A 15,807-nucleotide genomic window follows, 5' to 3' on the forward strand; every position below is an offset into this window, starting at 1 on the left:
ACCCCCGGCGGCGGCAGCTCCCGCTCTTCGACCCGCAGCGGCTCTTGGCCGACAGGCGCAGTCTTGCGAAGCACCTGGGCCTTCATGAGCGCTCCGTCGAGCTGCAGTAGACGTGCGCGCGCTTCCGCGAGCGCCTCACGTCTGCGTGTGAAGCGAGCGGAAGTGCGCGCATGTCTACAGCAACTTGAAAGGTTCGAACGTCATGAAATCCGCGTGGTGCACGATCAGCCCCTCGATCGTCCGCTGCCCCGAGTCGCCTTCCTTCGCGTGCATCGCGATCATGTGGCAGACCTCCGCGGGCAGGTCGAAGCGCATGGCCACGCCCACGCCGCTGAAGGGATGCCGCACCAGCGAGCCGTAGCGGCTCTGGACGATCTTGCCGCTCGGGTCGCGCTCGTATTCGAGCAGCTTGCCCACGTCGATCAGGATCGCGCCGCTGATCAGGTGGTCCATGTTGATCGGCAGCGTGTCGCCGTAGAACTCGCGCATGGTGCGCGCGCTGTCGCGGCAGACGTGCACCACGCTCCGCTTGTGCGCCATGAAGCTCACGGCCTTCTTCGTGAGCAGCGTGAAGGGGATGGTCTCCAGGTCCTCGGCCGACAGCGGACTCTGCTCGATGGCGTAGCCCCAGACCGCGGCGGTCTTCTCGCGCAGGTCTTCGTCCTCGATCCAGTCCAGTTCCGGCCAGAGCTTGTGCACGACGGGGTCCATGGCTCCTCGCTAGCGGTTGAAGTAGTCGCTCACGCCCTCGTCCCTGAACTCGGGCGATGTCTCGTTGCGGCGCACGTTGCCGCTGCGCCGCGCCTGGTGCACGAAGTCGGCGTCCAGCTCGATGCGCTCGTCGCACTCGCGACGCATCTCGGCGCAGGCCGCCACGTTGGCCCCGTGGACGAGGTGCACCACCACGCCCAGGTCCTTGACCAGGCGCACGGCGGGCACGTAGTCCGCGTCCGGCGCCAGCAGGATCAGATGGTCCACCACGCCGCGACTGGCCAGGTGGACCATGTCGGCGGCAAGCATCACGTCCACGCCCTTCTGCTGGTAGGTCACGCTGCCGTCGTCGGCCAGCACGCGCTGCGTTCGGCCCAGCTTCACCGTGAAGCGCGGCAGGAACTCGAGGCGGTGAAAGAAGCCGCGCTTCTTCGTCACGCGCTCGCGCTCGTCGTCGTCGGGCTCGGGCGGCGCCCAGGGCAGCGCGTGGTAGTAGTAGGTGCGCAGCAGATCCACCGGCTGGCCAGCGTTGCGCGACACGCGCTTGATCAGACCCATGGCGAGCTTGTGATAGTCCACCTGCGCGCGCTCATGTTCCTTGATGATGAGCACCTCGAGAAACGCGCCGTCGATGAAGAGGGCGGCTCGCATGGTCACTCCTTCCGGTCGTCGGCGGCGCGGGCCGCCTCCACGTCGAAGCTGAGGGCGTGCCGTCCCAGGGCGGCCTCCAGCGAGAGCAGGTCCCCGTTCGGTCCGAAGACGAACTCGCCACGGGCGCGGCGCTTCCGCTCGGCCTTGCCCTGGGTGGTCGTGTCGAGCCGGTAGCGGTAGATCCAGCGCTCGCCCGTCTCGCTGCTGTCGCGTTCCACCGGCGGGCCGAGCACCGCCGCGAGTCGGCGTCGGTCCGGCAGCGACGTCGCCAGCTGCTCGCGCATGAGTCGCGCGCGTGCCGAGCGCTCGCCCTTGTCCACGTCGGCCTGGCCGAGCGAGGCGAGCAGCGACGTCAGCATGGTGTCCGGGTAGAGCAGCGTGAACTGCGTGGGGAACTCGATGCGCTCGAGCAGGTCGTCCTCGAAGCCGAAGCGGTAGACCAGCGGCGGCGAGCCGTCCGGCGGCTCCTTGGCGAAGGCGTAGTCGCGCCACTCGAGCGCGCCGCGCGTGGCGCGTTCGGTGGGCTCCACCTCCATGATGCCGTCGATGTCGCCGCCGCTCAGCAGCGGATGCCGGCTGACCAGGGTGTAGGTGCTGTCGCTCTGGAAGGCGAAGTTCTCGTGAAAATCATCGAGCTGATGCTTGAATTTCAGGAGCCGCCAATAGACGCAACCGGTCGTCGCCACCCCGATCACCAGCAGAATCATCAGAAGCCGACGCTGGTAAGTCATGGTCCTCTATGGGATTCCAGGGGCCGAGTTCGGGCTGCAGCCTAGCACCCCCCCTCCACTCTGTCCAGCGGCAGCCGTCCGACGCTGCTGACGCCGGCTCCTCTACCGCCGGGATTCTCCTAAAGAATGCCCGGTTAGCGGTCGATTATTACAGTGCTGACTAGACCGGGCAGCGACGGCCCCTTCGAGGAAAGCCTGGTCAACGTCGAGCACGGAGAGCACGGAGGCAACGGCAGGATGCCACGAAACACCAAGGACGCGCGCGCGGGCCGCGAATTCGCGCGCGAGATCTTGCTCAAGGTGGTGGAGAGCACCGCGGGGCTGACGGGAGAGGCCTTCTTCGAGGGCCTGACCCGGCAGCTCGCGCAGGTCCTCGACGTGGACTGCGCCTTCATCACCGAGCGCATTCCCGGCGCCCCCCCGCGCCTGCGCACGCTCTCCTTCTGGAGCGGGGACGACTGGATCCCCAACTACGAGTTCGCCCTCGTCGGCACGGCCTGTGAGCGGACCCTGCGGCAGGGCCAGTACTTCTGCGCCACCGGGGTTCGTGCGGCCTTCCCCGAAAACGAGCACCTCCCCAAGCTCGGGGCGGACTCCTACTTCGGCCTGAGCTTCAGCGACAGCGACGGGCGCGTGCTCGGCAATCTCAGCATCATGGACAAGGACCCCCTGGACGCGGCCGACGAGAGCTGGCTGACCTCGATCCTGGAGATCTTCGCGTCGCGGGCGGCCTCGGAGCTGGAGCGCGTGCGCGCGATCCAGGCCCTCACCGAGAGCGAGGAGCGCTTCCGGAGCCTGGCCGAGAACCTGCCGGGGATCGTCTTTTCCTATCTGCAGACTGCCGAAGGCCGCCGCCAGCTGCGCTACCTCGGCCCCAACGCCCTCTCGGCCGTGGGGCCCGACGCCGTCGCGCGCATCCGCGAGAGCGCCGACGCGATCTTCGACCTGGTCCACCCCGCCGACCTGGAGCGCCTGCGCGAGAGCGTCCTGGCCTCCGTGCGCGACGGCCAGCCCCTGCAGGGCGAGTTCCGCGCAACGCTGCGCGGCGAGGAGCGCTGGATGGAGGTCTTCGCCCGCTCCGCCGACCAGGGCGAGGGGCGTCGCCTGTGGACCTGCACGGCCTTCGACATCAGCGAGCGCAAGGAGGCCGAGGCGCAGCTCACCGAGTACTCGCGCGCGCTCGAGGAGACGAACCGCTGCCTGACGGACGTCACCGAGAAGGCCCAGGCCGCCACCCGCGCGAAGACCGAGTTCCTCGCCAACATGAGCCACGAGATCCGCACGCCCATGACGGCGATCCTGGGCTACGCGGACATCCTCAACGAGCGACTCGTGGACGGCGAAAGCCGCGAGGCGCTGGGAATCATTCGCGAGCACGGCCGCTACCTGCTGCAGATCATCAACGACATCCTCGATCTCAGCACCATCGAGGCCGGCCGCATGGAGCTCAACTTCACGCGGGTGTCGATGTTCCAGCTGCTGCACCACGTGCAGGAGCTCATGCGGGTGCGCGCGCACGAGAAGGGGCTGTCCCTGATCGTGGACTACCCCGAGCATCTGCCCGCGGTGGTGCGCACCGATCCGGTGCGCTTGCGGCAGATCCTGATCAACCTGGTGAGCAACGCCATCAAGTTCACGCAGCGCGGTGGGGTGCGGATCCGTCCCATCTACCGGCACGACCCCAGCCTGCCCACGCTGGAGATCGAGATCCGCGACACCGGCGTCGGCATGAGCGAGGCCAAGCTGGCCGCGCTCTTCGAGCCCTTCACCCAGGTGGACGGCACCGCCCGCCGGCAGTACGGCGGCGCGGGGCTTGGCTTGTCCATCAGCCGTCGTCTGGCCGAGATGCTGGGCGGCACGATCTCGGTCGACAGCAAGGAAAACAAGGGCAGCACCTTCAGGGTCGTGGTGGCCACCGGCCTGATGGACGATCTCAAGATGATCACGCCCGAAGAGGGGCTGGCCTTCCTCAACACGCCCGAGGAGCCGCCGCTCGGCCCGGAGCGGCTGAACCTGCGCATCCTGCTGGCCGAGGACAACCGGACGAACCAGCGCCTGGTGCGTCACGTCCTCGAGAAGATGGGCGCCTGGGTCGGCGTTGTGGAGAACGGCCGCGAGGCCGTGGACACGGCCCTCGCCGCCCACGACCGTGGCGAGACCTACGACGTGGTGCTCATGGACATCCAGATGCCCGGCATGGACGGCCACGCCGCCACCCGCGAACTGCGCCAGCGCGGCTACGAGGGCCCCATCATCGCCCTCACCGCCCACGCCATGGACAGCGACCGCGAGGCCGCCCTCGAGGCCGGCTGCAACGCCCACTGCACCAAGCCCATCGACCGCGGCGCGCTGATCTCCACGATCCTCGCCCACGTCTGACCGGCTCGATTTCTCTATCTTTTTTGTCACGCCTTCTGTAGCCTGAGCCTGCGCATTCACTAGTAGGATTCGGGACGGCGCCGACGGCGCCTTGGTGCAGGGAGCGTGAAGGCATGTCCAGTGGTCGGCTGCGTATCTCCGTTCTGCTTCTCACTACCCTCGCTCTCTCCCCCCCCGCACGCGCCGACGAGGCCGTGCCGGGCGACCTGCCGCAGCTCTTCGCGAACGTGGAGGAGTATCGTCTGGACAACGGGCTGCTCTTCCTGCTGTTGCCGCGCCCCGCCGCGCCGCAGGTCAGCGCCCGTCTACTGGTGAAGGCGGGCAACGCGGACAGCCCCGACGGCGCATCGGGGCTGGCGCACATGTTCGAGCACATGGCCTTCAAGGGCACGACTGCGATGGGCACGGACGACGCGGCGGCCGAAGCCGCCCTGCTCGACTCGGTGGCCGTCCTCGGCGAGACCTTGCGTCGCGCGGTCACCGCCACACCACCGGCCGACAGCGCCGCCGTGGCTGCGGCGCGCGAGGCCGTCGTGGCGGCGGAGGCCCGCGCCGATGCCCTCGCCGACCCCATGGACTTTTTCCATCTCATGGAACGCTTCACCACCATGTACAACGCGAGCACCGGCAAGGACTACACGATCTACGACGCCAGCTTCCCGCCCAGCGGACTGGAGGCGTGGGCCCTGCTGGAGAGCGAGCGTCAGCAGGATCCCGTCTACCGGCAGTTCTACGCGGAGCTCGAAGTGGTCAAGGAGGAGCGACGCCAGCGCACGGACGACAATCCCGAGGGCGCGGCGTGGGAGAAGATGCAGGCCCTGGCCTACGGCGAGCACCCCTATGCCGACCCGACCGTGGGCTACATGGCCGAGCTCGAGACCCTCACCCCGGGTCAGGCCGCGGACTTCCACGCGCGCCACTACGTGCCGGGGAACATGGTGGGCGCCCTCGTGGGCAACTTCGATCCCGCCGACGCTCGGCGCCTGATCAAGGCTTACTTCGGCGACATCCCCGCGGGGCCGCTGCCGCCGCCACTGCCGCCGCCGACCATCGCCACGGACGGTCCGCGCCGCGCCGTCCACCGGCAGGGTGAGGAGCGACAGCTCATCATGGCCTTCTCGGGAGTCGAGCCGGGGAGCCCCGAACGCGCGCTCGCCGACGTGCTCGCCGAACTGCTGGCGCGCGACCGCACGTCCGCGTTGGTCAAGCGGCTGGATCTCGAGGCGGGTGTGGCGCGCAACGTCTACGCCTACCCCGACGGCGGCTGCAAGCGCGAGCGCGGCCTCTTCGTCATCGAGGTGGACGTCATGCCCGATCACGACAATCAGGAGGCCGAGGCGCTGGTCTGGGAGGAGCTGCGGCGCCTTCAGGAACAGCCCGTGTCGACGGAGACCCTGGCGGCCCTGGCGCGGGTGATGCGCAAGGACTTCATCTTCGGACTGCAGCGCAGCGAGGACATCGCCGAGTTGCTCGTCAAGAGCGAGGCGGGCACCGGCGACTGGCGCAACGCCTACGGCCGCGTGGCCGACTATGCCGAGGCGACGCCGGCCTCGATCCGCGCTCTTGCGCGGACGCTGTTCACGCCCGAGCGGGCCGCTGTGGTCCATCTCGAACCGGCCGACGATGATGCGAAAGGAGGCCGCCCGTGAAGACCCTGGCCCTGCTCTCGGCCCTCGTCCTGGCGACACCCGGCCATGCGGCCACGCCGCGGCATCCCGACGCGCTGGACCCGGTGCGCGTCGAACTGACCCTGCCCACGCCGGCGGAGTTCACCCTCCCCAACGGACTCCGCGTCATCCTCTTCGAGAACCACGAGCTGCCGCTGGTCTCACTGTCGGCGGGCTTCGCGATGGGCACACGCTACCTCGAGCCCGCGGAGTACCCGGCGCTCGACGCCCTCGAAGCGCTGTGGGGCGCGGGCGGCGCCGGCGAACGAGGCCCCGAGGACTTCGACGCGGCCGTGTCCGCCCTCGGCCTCGAACTCAAGCCCAAGGTGTCCGGGGGTTGCGCCCTTTTGAACGCGCTCATGCTCGCGGAGGATCTCGAGGCGGGCGCACGGCTCTGGCGCGATCTGCTGCTCGCGCCAGCCTTCGATGAGGAACGGATCGCGCGCACGCGCGCGCAGATGATCAAGGAGCTCCAGGGCCTGGCCGACGAACCCTGGCTGCTCGTCGCAACCTACTATCAGCGCCTGCTCTCGGGTCCGGAGTCACCGCAGGGTCGCATCGCATCCCGCGAGGAGATCGAGGCCATCGACGGCGAGACGCTGCGCGCGCTCTACCGGCGCTTCCTCGGCGGGGGCACGCTCGTGCTCGGTGTCCATGGGGACGTCACCGAGCCGCAGATCCGCGCCCTGCTCGAGAGGCTCGTGGGGACCTGGACCGGCGCCGGTCGCGAAGCGGCGCCCGTCGCGCGCCTGGCCCCGCGCGTCACGCGGCCGGGCGTCTTCGTCTTCCCGGGGGAGTTCAGCCAGTGCCACCTGCGGATGGGCCGGCCGATCCCCGACCTCACCGACACCTCCCCGGAGGTTTCGCTGGCCCGCATGCTCAGCTACGGCCTGGGCTACCTGCGCGTCTTCATGCGCACGCGGTCCGAGGGCCTCAGCTACGGCACCACCACCCTTCTCTCACAGGACGCCGACCGCGGGCAGTTCTGGGCCATGGGCAATACGCGTCCCGAGGGCATCCTGCCGCTGATCCGCGCGGTGCGCGAGGAAACGGCGGCGCTGCCCGACCGGCCGCTGACCGCGGAGGAAGTGGAGTCCATTCGGCTCTTCATGCTGGGAAGCGCGCTGAGCGTGCAGGAGAGTCCGAGCTACTTCCTGGAGAGTCAGATCGCCGATCGGGTGACCGGGCGCGGCGCGGACTACGCGCGGCGGATGGTTGCCGGGTACCAGGCCGCGGACGAGGCTTCGCTCGCAGCCACAGCCGCGCGCTGGGCCAGCTTCGGGGACGAGCCCGTGGTCATGGTGCTGGGCACGCCGGAGGGCGGTCCCGAGGCGCTGGAGGGGCTGGGGCTCGGACCGGTGACGGTGCTCGAGCCCCTGCCCCTGCCAGTGGACGACTAGCGCGCCATCACGAGCTTGCGCTCCCAGTCGCCCTGCGGCGTGTGCAGCCGCGCCAGGTAGACGCCGGACGGCAGCGCGTTGCCCGCCTCGTCACGGCCGTTCCAGCTGAAGGTCGCCGCGCCGGCGGCCAGGGGGCCGTCGTGCAGCAGGCGAAGACGGCGACCCATCACGTCGTGGATGGACAGCCGCGCGTGCTCCGTCATCGGCATCGTGAACTTCAGCGTGGTCTGCGGATTGAACGGGTTGGGGAAGGCGCTCAGGCTGGCCTGGGCGAGCGCCCCGGCCGTGGCGCCCACGCTCACCGAGCGCAGCACGCGCTCCTGACCGAGGTCGTCCTGCTCGATCAGGCGATACTCCAGCGCCACGGACGGCGCCGTGCTGTCCAGGTAGCTGAAGTCCATGCCGCCCGCCGACGGAATCGCCACGCCCGTGAGCCGCTGCCAGATGCCATCCGCCACGCGGCGCTCCACCAGGAAGCCCTCGTTGCCGTCCTGCCAGGCCACCTGCCAGCGCAGCATCACGCCGTCGGACACGCGATCGGCGCGCAGATAGGCCAGGAAGACGGGAATCGCCTCGTTGCCCAGCAGGGCCACGCCGTTGCGATCGTCGGCCACGAGGACCTTGTCGTTGAGCACGTCCACGTCGAGCGCGCGGCCGCCGGTGTCGTAGTAGCCGGTCTGGAAGGGGAACTCGGGGTTGCTCACGTCGACCACGATCACGCCATCGCCGTAGTCCGCGACGTAGGCGAAGGGCCCGGCCACGCAGACGTTGCGCGCCAGGTCGACGGTGTCGAAGTAGCTCAGCTCGAAGGGCGCGCCGGGATCGCTGACGTCCACGATGCGCAGGCCCCCGCCCGTGGCGGCCACGTAGGCGTAGTCGCCGGACACGTCCACGCCCATCGCCGCCCCGACCGCCACGCTCCCGATCTGCACGGGAAGGTCGGGATCGCTGACGTCCACGATGAACAGACCCTGGGCGTCAGCCAGGAAGGCAAGGTTGCCGCTCAGGGCGACACCGTTCGCGTAGACCCCCGGGTCGCAGGTGCCGCGCTTCACGGGCGCGGCGGGATTGCTGATGTCCACCACGACGAGGCCCGTCTCGGACGCCGCGATGCAGGCGATGCTGTCGTTCACCGCCACCGCCCTCGCGCCGCCGCCGATGTTGAGGCTGGAAAGCAGGACCGGCGTCGTGCGGTCGGTCACATCCACGATCTTGAGGCCGGGCGAGTAGTCCGCCAGGTAGACGAGATCCCCCTGCAGCGCCAGCCCATAGACGTAGCCCTCGGTGTCGAAGCGGCTGCTGAGGTAGATCTCCAGCGGGTTGCTGAGGTTGAGCACCACGAGGCCGAGCCGGTCGGCGGCGACGTAGGCGTAGTAGCCGTCGGTGACGATCCCTTCGGCATAGTCGCCGGAGTCCACCTGACTGTCGAAGGTCGGCGCCGACGGGTCGCTGATGTTCACGGCCACCATGCCGCCGCCGTAGTCGGCCACCCAGGCGTGGTCGTCGCCGATGTCGACGCCGTAGGCGGCCACGTCGGTGTTGTAGCTGCCCAGCAGCGTGGGGTTGCTGGGGTCGCTGACGCTGAACATGAGCACGCCGGAAATGCCGTCGGCCACGGCCAGGAGCGTGTCCTGGACCGCCACCTCCCAGGCGAAGTCGGGGGTGTCGTAGAAGCCGACCTCGTAGGGATTGGCCGGGTCGCTGATGCTGATCACCCGCACGCCGTCGAACTGGTCGGCCACGTAGGCCAGCGTGTCGGCGACGTCCACGTGGAAGGCCGCGTTCTGCGTGTCGTAGACGCCGACCTCGACCGGATTGCTCGGATCGCTGACGTCGATGATGCGCAGGCCGCCGTTCCAGTCCGCCACGTAGGCGTAGCCGTTCGCGGCGCAGATGCCGTGGGCGCGGTCCGGCGTGTCGAGCTGCGACACGGTGACCGGGTGCGCGGGGTCGCTGACGTCCACGATGCGCAGGCCGCTCTGGTACTCGGCGAGGAAGGCGTAGTTGCCATCCACCGCCACGTCGTAGGTGTACTGCACCAGCACGCTGCGGCCGACCTCGACCGGATCGCTCGGATCGCTGACGTTGATGATGCGCAGGCCGTCGGTCCAGGCGGCCGCGTAGATGTAGTCGCCCTGCTTGTCCACGCCCAGCACCGGGCCGGGCACCTGCACCTGGCTCAGGGGCACGGGGTTGGACGGGTCGGATTCGTCGACGATCGACACCGAGCCGCCGTTCCCGTAGTAGGCGATGCTGTCCGCATAGACGACGCCATAGCAGGGGCCGTCGGGCCAGCGCGAGTCGAGCAGGAGGTTCTGGCTTTCGCCGGTGCTGCGATCCTGGGCCAGCGCCGGCAAGGCGCAGGTCTGGACGAGGATCGCGAGCAACGTGATCAAGCCGAGGCGTTTCCCGATTAGCATGGTGTCTACTCCAAGGTTGCGACGGGCTTGCAACCAAGTCCGCGATTGAATGTGTGTCGCCCCATCCGCCCTGACTCGGTTCGGCGCTCCGCCGCCCGCCGCCAGGCTGCATGTGCAATTCGGGCCCAAAGGTGGCCTTGCACCTTGCCGAGTGCCCCGAGTTCCCATCCGTGGGTGATTCGGGCGCGTCCTTCGGGCGCCCGGAGAATCGTTCCCTGCACTACCCGCGGCCGGGGAGGCGAGTCAGTTCACAGCAAAGAGTGTTCCCCGGGACGGCCGGGGGGTCGGCCCGGAGGAAGGCATCGTGCCAGGCCTCGGGTCGGCGCAGTGGCGGAGTTCGCTGTCGAGCTGACGGTAGAGCTCAGCCGTTGCCCTGATGTTCGAGGCCCTGGGGGCCGGGGCGGCTGGGGTGCCGGTTCGGCGGCGTGCTGGCCCACCATTATAACAGCATTCTGGTCGCGGGGCCCAACGCGTTCCGCGCCTGCGCGACAGTGTTTTCGGAGTCGGACGGCAGGATCAGCGCTCCGCGGCCCCGCGGATGGCCCACGCTCGCGCCTTGAGCGCGATTGCCCCGCTCGCGCTGCGGGGCAGGGCGCGCTGGAGCTTCCGTTCCAGGAGCGCCCGCCGATCGGCGTCGAGCGACGCGACGTAGGACGGCGCGGGCCCGGTCCCTCCCAGCAGCGGACGCCAGTAGTCGTCGAAGTCCGCGAAGTCGGTGCGGATCTCGATCGGCTCGCAGCGCAGCTCGCCGAGCCCGCAGGCGTGGAACAGGGCGGTCAGCGCGTCGACGCGGCAGAGAGGAAAGCGGGCGCCCTCGTCGAGCGCGGAGGCCGCGGGGTCGAGCGACGCGGCGACGTCCCAGAAGCTGCGGAGGAACTGCATGCCTTCGGCGTAGTCCCACACGCACGCGGAGACCGCGCCACGCGGCCGGGCCACCGTCAGCATCTCGCGCACGGCGGCTTCGGGATCGGGCATGAAGTTGAGGACGAACAGCGAGGTCACGCTGCCGTAGCCGTCCGCGCGCCGCGGCAGGCTGCCCGCGCCGGCGACCGTGAAGGACTGGCGCGCATCGCGGCTGTGTTCCCGCGCGTAGTCGATGAGGGGCGTGGCCGGATCGCAGCCCACGACGCTGGCGGGGCTGGCGTGCTTGCAGATCGCGTCGCTGAGCGCGCCGGTGCCGCAGCCGATGTCGAGCCAGTGGAGATCCGGGGGCAAGCGCAACCAGGCGACGAACTCCGGGGCGAGGCGACGGCTCCACCGGCCCATGAAGTCCTCGTAGCTGGATCCGGTGGCCCACTGATCGCGAACGCCTGACATGGCTCGGCCTCCCGCGAAGCGCAGAGTCCGGCTACGGGCGCCGGTCCCGCGAAGTTTGGTCGGAGACTACGCTGCGAAGGCTCAGCGTGTAGAGCAGGTGTCCCGTCGGTTTGGGTTCGGGTGTCGCGCCGAAGCTTTCCCAAAGCCGTTGCGACGCTAGGTGTCGGCGACGGATCGAGGCGGACACCTCGCGCAGGCCGCGGCGGCGCGCCTCCCGCAGGACCAGCTCGAACGCCGCCTGGCAGTGCCCCCGCCGCCGATGTGCGCTGCCCACCCAGTAGCCGATCCGCCCGGTGCGCGTCATCGGATCGATCTGGCTCAGCGAGATCACGCCCACCGCGACGCCGTCAGCGAGAATCGCGTAGCTGACGGCGCGCTTGGCCTGGCACCACTCCGCCAGCGTACCGAGGACGCCCTCCGCGCTGGTGCTGAAGTCGTCACGGCAGCGAAGGTCCGCACGCAGCTGGATGTCGCGGTTGAGAAGCTCCGCGATCGCCGCGGCCTCTGCGATGTCCGGCTCCCGGAGCTCGACCACTGTCCCCCCTCAATTGTTGGCGCCGTGCACGTCGATGTTTGCGCGCGGCTAGGCTCCGCCGGCGAGCTCCGCCACGATGGCCGCGGCCTCGTCGGGCGTGAAGTCCAGCGTGGCGTCGCCCACGCTGAGTTCGGCGACTCGCATCGAGGGGACGATCCCCGGAGCGGTCCAGCCCGACGTGAAGATGCCCTCTTCCTCCGCGAGGCGCGTCGCGGCCTTCAGGAAGTCGAGCTCCGTGACTCGCAGGTGCAGGTGCATCATCGGCGTCTGCGGAGGGTCGGGCACGACCTCGACGTTCGGCACGCCTCGCAGCTTGTCCGCGATGTCCCGCGCATGCCGCGCGTAGTCGGCCATGCGCGGCAGCCGCTTGCGCAGCGCCGCCAGACCGGAGGCGGCATGCGGCCAGAGCCCATGGAGAGTGCCGCCGTGTCGGCGACGCCAGATGCGCGCCTCGGCGATCGTGTCCGCGTCCCCGGCCAGACAGCAGCCGGCGAGCCCGCCCAGCCCCTTGTAGAAGGAGACGTAGACCGTGTCGAAGAGCGCGCTGATCTCCGCGGGTGTCCGCGCGTAGTAGGGGGTGCACTCCCAGAGCCGCGCGCCGTCCAGGTGCACCGCCGCTCCCGACCGCCGCACGAACTCCACCTGCGCTTCCAGATCCGCCCACTCGGGCAGGCGACCGCCGATCTCGCGCTGGGGCAGCTCGAAGAGCACGGCGGCCAGGCGCTCCGGGATCCGCTCGAGATCCGTCAGCGTGATCAGCTCCCGCGCACTGCCGATGGGAACTCCCGCCAGACCGTGGAGGCGCTCGTAGGCGCGCTCCTCGTGCAGATCCAGATGGGACGTGGGATGAAACCCGCAGGCCCTGACGCCCCGCCGATCCGCATGGATCCGCAGGGCGATCTGCTGGGCCATGATCCCGCTCGGCATGAACACCGCCGCGGGCTTGCCGAGGACACGACAGATCTCGCCCTCGAGCGCTTCGACGGCGCCGCCGGCCCCATAGACGTCCAGGCCGAGGTCCGTGGGAACCTCGGCCAGCAGCTCGGCGGCCGTCCTGAAGCCGTGGCCGAAGAGGGCACGCGTGCACGCGGGCCGACTCCGTTTGAGGCGCTCGAGGTAGTCGGCCCTGGTGGGCGCAGCGTTCTCCATGCCGTGGGGTCCTCTCTGCGAGATGGCGAGAGGGACAGCATGGCGTCTCCACGCACTCCCTTGCAAGCGCCGCCTGAACGGCGCTGGCCGCTAGTCCGGAAGTCCCATGTACAGCCAGCCCGCCTGGTCGTAGGCCAGCGTGCTGCCGTCGGGCGCCAGGTGGACGGCCTCGATGTCGAAGACATCACCGGTGGGTACGGCGGTCCACGCGCTGCCGTCCCAGCGGAAGAGGCCCCCGTCGCCCGCGGCCAGGATGCCTTCGCTCGCCCAGCCCAGAAGCTGGTTGATGTCGAGGCCCGTGAAGTCGTGGTCGGTCCAGGTGGCGCCGTTCCAGTGGCGGCAGACGCCGTTGTCGCCGGCCACCCAGAGGTCGTCGTCGGCCGCGGCCCAGACCGCGAGCAGGTCGAAGGGCGTCGCCGAGTCCTGCTCGCTCCAGCTCGTTCCGTCGAAGTGAAGCAGTGTGCCCGCGCGGCCCACGGCCCAGATCGCGTCGTCCGCCAGTCCGTGGATGCCCCAGAGGTCGTAGTTCACCGTGGTCTGCGTGAGCGCGGGGGTCGTGTTGCCGTCCGTGTGGTAGAGCCGCCCGTTGTTGCAGGCCAGCCAGACGCCACCCGCGGCGGTGCCCCAGGCGCAGGTGGGCGAGTTGGTGCCGATGTTCAGGTACTGCCAGACGCTGCCGTTCCGGTAGGCGATGGTGCCGTAGCAGGAGACCACGTCCTGCGTCGGCGCGCCGGTCCAGACCACGCGCGCCGGCGAGGGCAGCGCGCTCAGCAGCTCCATGCTCCACGCGTTGCCTTCCCAGTACAGGAAGTAGCGACCCGCCGTGGCGACGAGATTGGTCGCGGCGCTGCCGCCGATCGCGGCGAAGCTCTCGTCGAAGGTCCAGAGCTGCCGCGTCCAGTGGCCGTCCTCCATCATGCCCAGGCTGTTGCCGGCGGCGAAGAGCGTGCCGCCGGAGCCGCCGAGGCTCTGGAGTCCCAGGGCGTCGATGTCGATCGAGGCACCCCAGGCCGAGCCGTCCCAGTGCATGAGGGAGGCGTTGCCGTCGATGGCCCAGAGGTCGTTCGCGGCGCTGCCCCAGAGCGAGCGCGCGGCGGTTTCGCTGGGGACCGTGGTCCAGACGTTGCCGTCGTAGTGCAGCACGCCCCCCGCCGGCCCGGCGACCCAGACGTCGTTCGCGGCGAAGCCCCAGACGTCCCAGAGGTTCGACGTCGTGCCGCTGGTCATGGGCGACCAGGCGGCGCCGTCCCAGTGGAAGATCTCGCCGCCGTTGCCCACCAGGAAGACGTCGTCGGGGCCAGTGCCCCAGAGCGCCCAGAGCGTGTAGCTGCCCACCGACATCGTGGTCCAGGCGGCGCCGTCCCAGTGGTGGACGGTGGCGTTGCCGCAGGCCCAGAGGTCGTCCTCGGCGCTGCCCCACACCGACCAGCAGGTGCCCGGCAGGCCCATGTCGGTCCAGGTCGAGCCGTCGTAGCGATAGAGATGCGTGCCCACCGCGTAGACCGCGTTCGGTCCGAGCGCGAACATGTCCTGCACGAAGAGCCCCGTGACGTGGAGCTCGGGCTGCCAGGTGGAGCCGTCCCAGACGAGGACGTCCTCCTCGGCACCCGCGTAGGCGAGGTCGGGCGAGAGGGCCCAGACGGCGTAGCCCCAGCCGCCGAAGGGGCGGGCGATGATCGTCAGCCCCCAGTCGACGGGCGCGTCGCCGACCGGATCCGGGCCGCCGTCGTCGCCGGGACCGGTGCTGTCCTTGGAGCCGTCGCAGGCAAGGCCCGCCACGAGCGCGAGCAGGGCCAGCAGCGTGGCCAGGAAACCGAAGCGCTTCGCCGTCGTCATCACGCACCTCCCGTGTCCTCACCCCAGCGGCGGCCCCTGCCGCCACGATCATTCTAGACCATCCTTCGCCAGATTCAAGACTGCCGTGGCTTGATTGCGGGCGGCCGCGGTGCTAGGCTCGCGCCGGTGAGGTGAGGGGACATCAACAAGGGGTCTGGCCGACGCATGCCACGTCTTGTACTCCACCCCCGCGCGGGGCGCCGCCCTGCCGGCGGCCTCATGACGTTGCTCGGCCTCCTCGCAGCGTTCGCCGTCGAGCTCGGCGGCTGCGCTCCGCCCAACGAATCCGGATACGCCACCACCACGATCAACGCCGCGAACTGGGACGCCATGCAACTCGGGATGAGCCCGCATGACGTTCACGACCTGCTGGGAACGCCTTCGGTGTTCCGGTGGGATCCCGCGACTCGGGCGCTGACCTGGACCTACCCGGATGGCCGCGTCGAGTTCGCGGACGCCATGGAGATCGATCTGAACTCGATCTTCGGCAGGGTGACTCGGTGGGACACCTGGGACGTCGCGGCTCCCGAACGCGACGACAAGTTCTCGCTCTCGTCCACCCGCGACCCCAGCTTCGGCCAGACGCGTGGCACCCTCGACGTCATTGTCGAGTCGACCACCTGCCGGGTCTACGAGGATGGCGAGCTTCGCGCGGCCATCGACGCGGAGCGTGCGGCCCGCAGTCTCGCCGGCGGCACGGCCGAAATCGATCGCCGCGCCTACTTCGCCTCGCTCGGCGAGGGCGAAGCTCGCGCCGACCGCTACCTGCTCGACTTCGACTTCGTGGAGATGGACGTCTCCCACAGCCTGGGCGTCGCCGCGAGGCGCGACAGCCGCGGCTACTTCACCGCTACGCTCGTCGACCCCGAGTCACAGCTGGAGCTGTGGAAGTGCATCGTTCGTGGCGACGGTTCCGCACGCACCCTCGCGCACGCGGTTCTCGAGCGCCTGGACAAGGATCTGAAGGACGCCTCTCGCTGAGGCCAACCCCCGACCCGCAACCTGAATCCC

The 15,807-nt window shown here is 69.7% G+C and carries 12 protein-coding genes; 4 read left to right on the plus strand and 8 right to left on the minus strand.

The features are described 5' to 3' along the window. Window positions 1–174 precede the first annotated feature (174 nt). Genes H6693_12430 through H6693_12440 form a run of 3 tightly spaced genes read right to left on the minus strand, consistent with a single transcriptional unit; the run spans window position 175 to window position 2,093 of the window. Complete coding sequence (locus H6693_12430; protein ID MCB9516987.1) at window positions 175–711, minus strand: phosphohydrolase; 537 nt, start codon at window positions 709–711, stop codon at window positions 175–177. 9 nt (window positions 712–720) lie between these two features. Then, the gene (locus H6693_12435) at window positions 721–1,362 is read right to left on the minus strand and encodes an NYN domain-containing protein (protein MCB9516988.1); all 642 of its coding nucleotides are present in this window, start codon (window positions 1,360–1,362) and stop codon (window positions 721–723) included. 2 nt (window positions 1,363–1,364) lie between these two features. After that, window positions 1,365–2,093 (minus strand): hypothetical protein, encoded by a 729-nt coding sequence (locus tag H6693_12440; protein MCB9516989.1) that lies wholly within the window; start codon window positions 2,091–2,093, stop codon window positions 1,365–1,367. Window positions 2,094–2,246: 153 nt separating this feature from the next. Here H6693_12440 and H6693_12445 point away from each other — a divergent pair, with 153 nt between their 5' ends. The 3 genes from H6693_12445 to H6693_12455 all read left to right on the plus strand — a co-directional run bounded on the left by H6693_12445 (window position 2,247) and on the right by H6693_12455 (window position 7,539). Continuing rightward, window positions 2,247–4,472 carry a response regulator gene (locus tag H6693_12445; protein ID MCB9516990.1) on the plus strand — a complete coding sequence of 742 codons (2,226 nt, stop codon included), beginning with the start codon at window positions 2,247–2,249 and terminating at the stop codon, window positions 4,470–4,472. A gap of 113 nt (window positions 4,473–4,585) precedes the next feature. Beyond that, complete coding sequence (locus H6693_12450) at window positions 4,586–6,121, plus strand: insulinase family protein (protein ID MCB9516991.1); 1,536 nt, start codon at window positions 4,586–4,588, stop codon at window positions 6,119–6,121. Next, window positions 6,118–7,539, plus strand: coding sequence for an insulinase family protein (locus H6693_12455; protein ID MCB9516992.1), 1,422 nt, complete (start codon window positions 6,118–6,120; stop codon window positions 7,537–7,539). Before H6693_12450 ends, H6693_12455 begins: the two co-directional genes overlap by 4 nt. Here the strand turns inward: H6693_12455 and H6693_12460 are convergent. The 5 genes from H6693_12460 to H6693_12480 form a co-directional block, all read right to left on the minus strand. Next, window positions 7,536–9,959 (minus strand): hypothetical protein, encoded by a 2,424-nt coding sequence (locus H6693_12460; protein ID MCB9516993.1) that lies wholly within the window; start codon window positions 9,957–9,959, stop codon window positions 7,536–7,538. The two genes, H6693_12455 and H6693_12460, sit on opposite strands and share 4 nt — an antisense overlap. A gap of 516 nt (window positions 9,960–10,475) precedes the next feature. Next, window positions 10,476–11,276, minus strand: coding sequence for a methyltransferase domain-containing protein (locus H6693_12465; protein MCB9516994.1), 801 nt, complete (start codon window positions 11,274–11,276; stop codon window positions 10,476–10,478). Window positions 11,277–11,307: 31 nt separating this feature from the next. After that, a complete protein-coding gene (locus tag H6693_12470) occupies window positions 11,308–11,811 on the minus strand; it encodes a GNAT family N-acetyltransferase (protein MCB9516995.1) in 504 nt (167 codons plus the stop codon). A 48-nt stretch (window positions 11,812–11,859) separates the two neighbouring features. Next, a complete protein-coding gene (locus H6693_12475) occupies window positions 11,860–12,960 on the minus strand; it encodes a threonine aldolase (protein MCB9516996.1) in 1,101 nt (366 codons plus the stop codon). Window positions 12,961–13,050: 90 nt separating this feature from the next. Then, complete coding sequence (locus H6693_12480) at window positions 13,051–14,796, minus strand: hypothetical protein (protein MCB9516997.1); 1,746 nt, start codon at window positions 14,794–14,796, stop codon at window positions 13,051–13,053. Between the two features lie 219 nt (window positions 14,797–15,015). Here H6693_12480 and H6693_12485 point away from each other — a divergent pair, with 219 nt between their 5' ends. Continuing rightward, window positions 15,016–15,777, plus strand: a complete 762-nt coding sequence (locus tag H6693_12485; GenBank protein ID MCB9516998.1) for a hypothetical protein — start codon at window positions 15,016–15,018, stop codon at window positions 15,775–15,777. The last annotated feature ends 30 nt before the right edge of the window (window positions 15,778–15,807 follow it).

It is taken from the genome of Candidatus Latescibacterota bacterium (assembly GCA_020633725.1).
In the GTDB taxonomy this organism is placed as follows: Bacteria; Krumholzibacteriota; Krumholzibacteriia; order JACNKJ01; family JACNKJ01; genus VGXI01.

Bases quoted from the DNA above. Each gene is read 5' to 3' on its own strand.
- H6693_12465 (MCB9516994.1), bottom strand. From the start codon at position 11,276: ATGTCAGGCGTTCGCGATCAGTGGGCCACCGGATCCAGCTACGAGGAC.
- H6693_12450 (MCB9516991.1), top strand. From the start codon at position 4,586: ATGTCCAGTGGTCGGCTGCGTATCTCCGTTCTGCTTCTCACTACCCTC.
- H6693_12435 (MCB9516988.1), bottom strand. From the start codon at position 1,362: ATGCGAGCCGCCCTCTTCATCGACGGCGCGTTTCTCGAGGTGCTCATC.
- H6693_12480 (MCB9516997.1), bottom strand. From the start codon at position 14,796: ATGACGACGGCGAAGCGCTTCGGTTTCCTGGCCACGCTGCTGGCCCTG.
- H6693_12485 (MCB9516998.1), top strand. From the start codon at position 15,016: ATGACGTTGCTCGGCCTCCTCGCAGCGTTCGCCGTCGAGCTCGGCGGC.
- H6693_12440 (MCB9516989.1), bottom strand. From the start codon at position 2,093: ATGACTTACCAGCGTCGGCTTCTGATGATTCTGCTGGTGATCGGGGTG.
- H6693_12430 (MCB9516987.1), bottom strand. From the start codon at position 711: ATGGACCCCGTCGTGCACAAGCTCTGGCCGGAACTGGACTGGATCGAG.
- H6693_12460 (MCB9516993.1), bottom strand. From the start codon at position 9,959: ATGCTAATCGGGAAACGCCTCGGCTTGATCACGTTGCTCGCGATCCTC.
- H6693_12475 (MCB9516996.1), bottom strand. From the start codon at position 12,960: ATGGAGAACGCTGCGCCCACCAGGGCCGACTACCTCGAGCGCCTCAAA.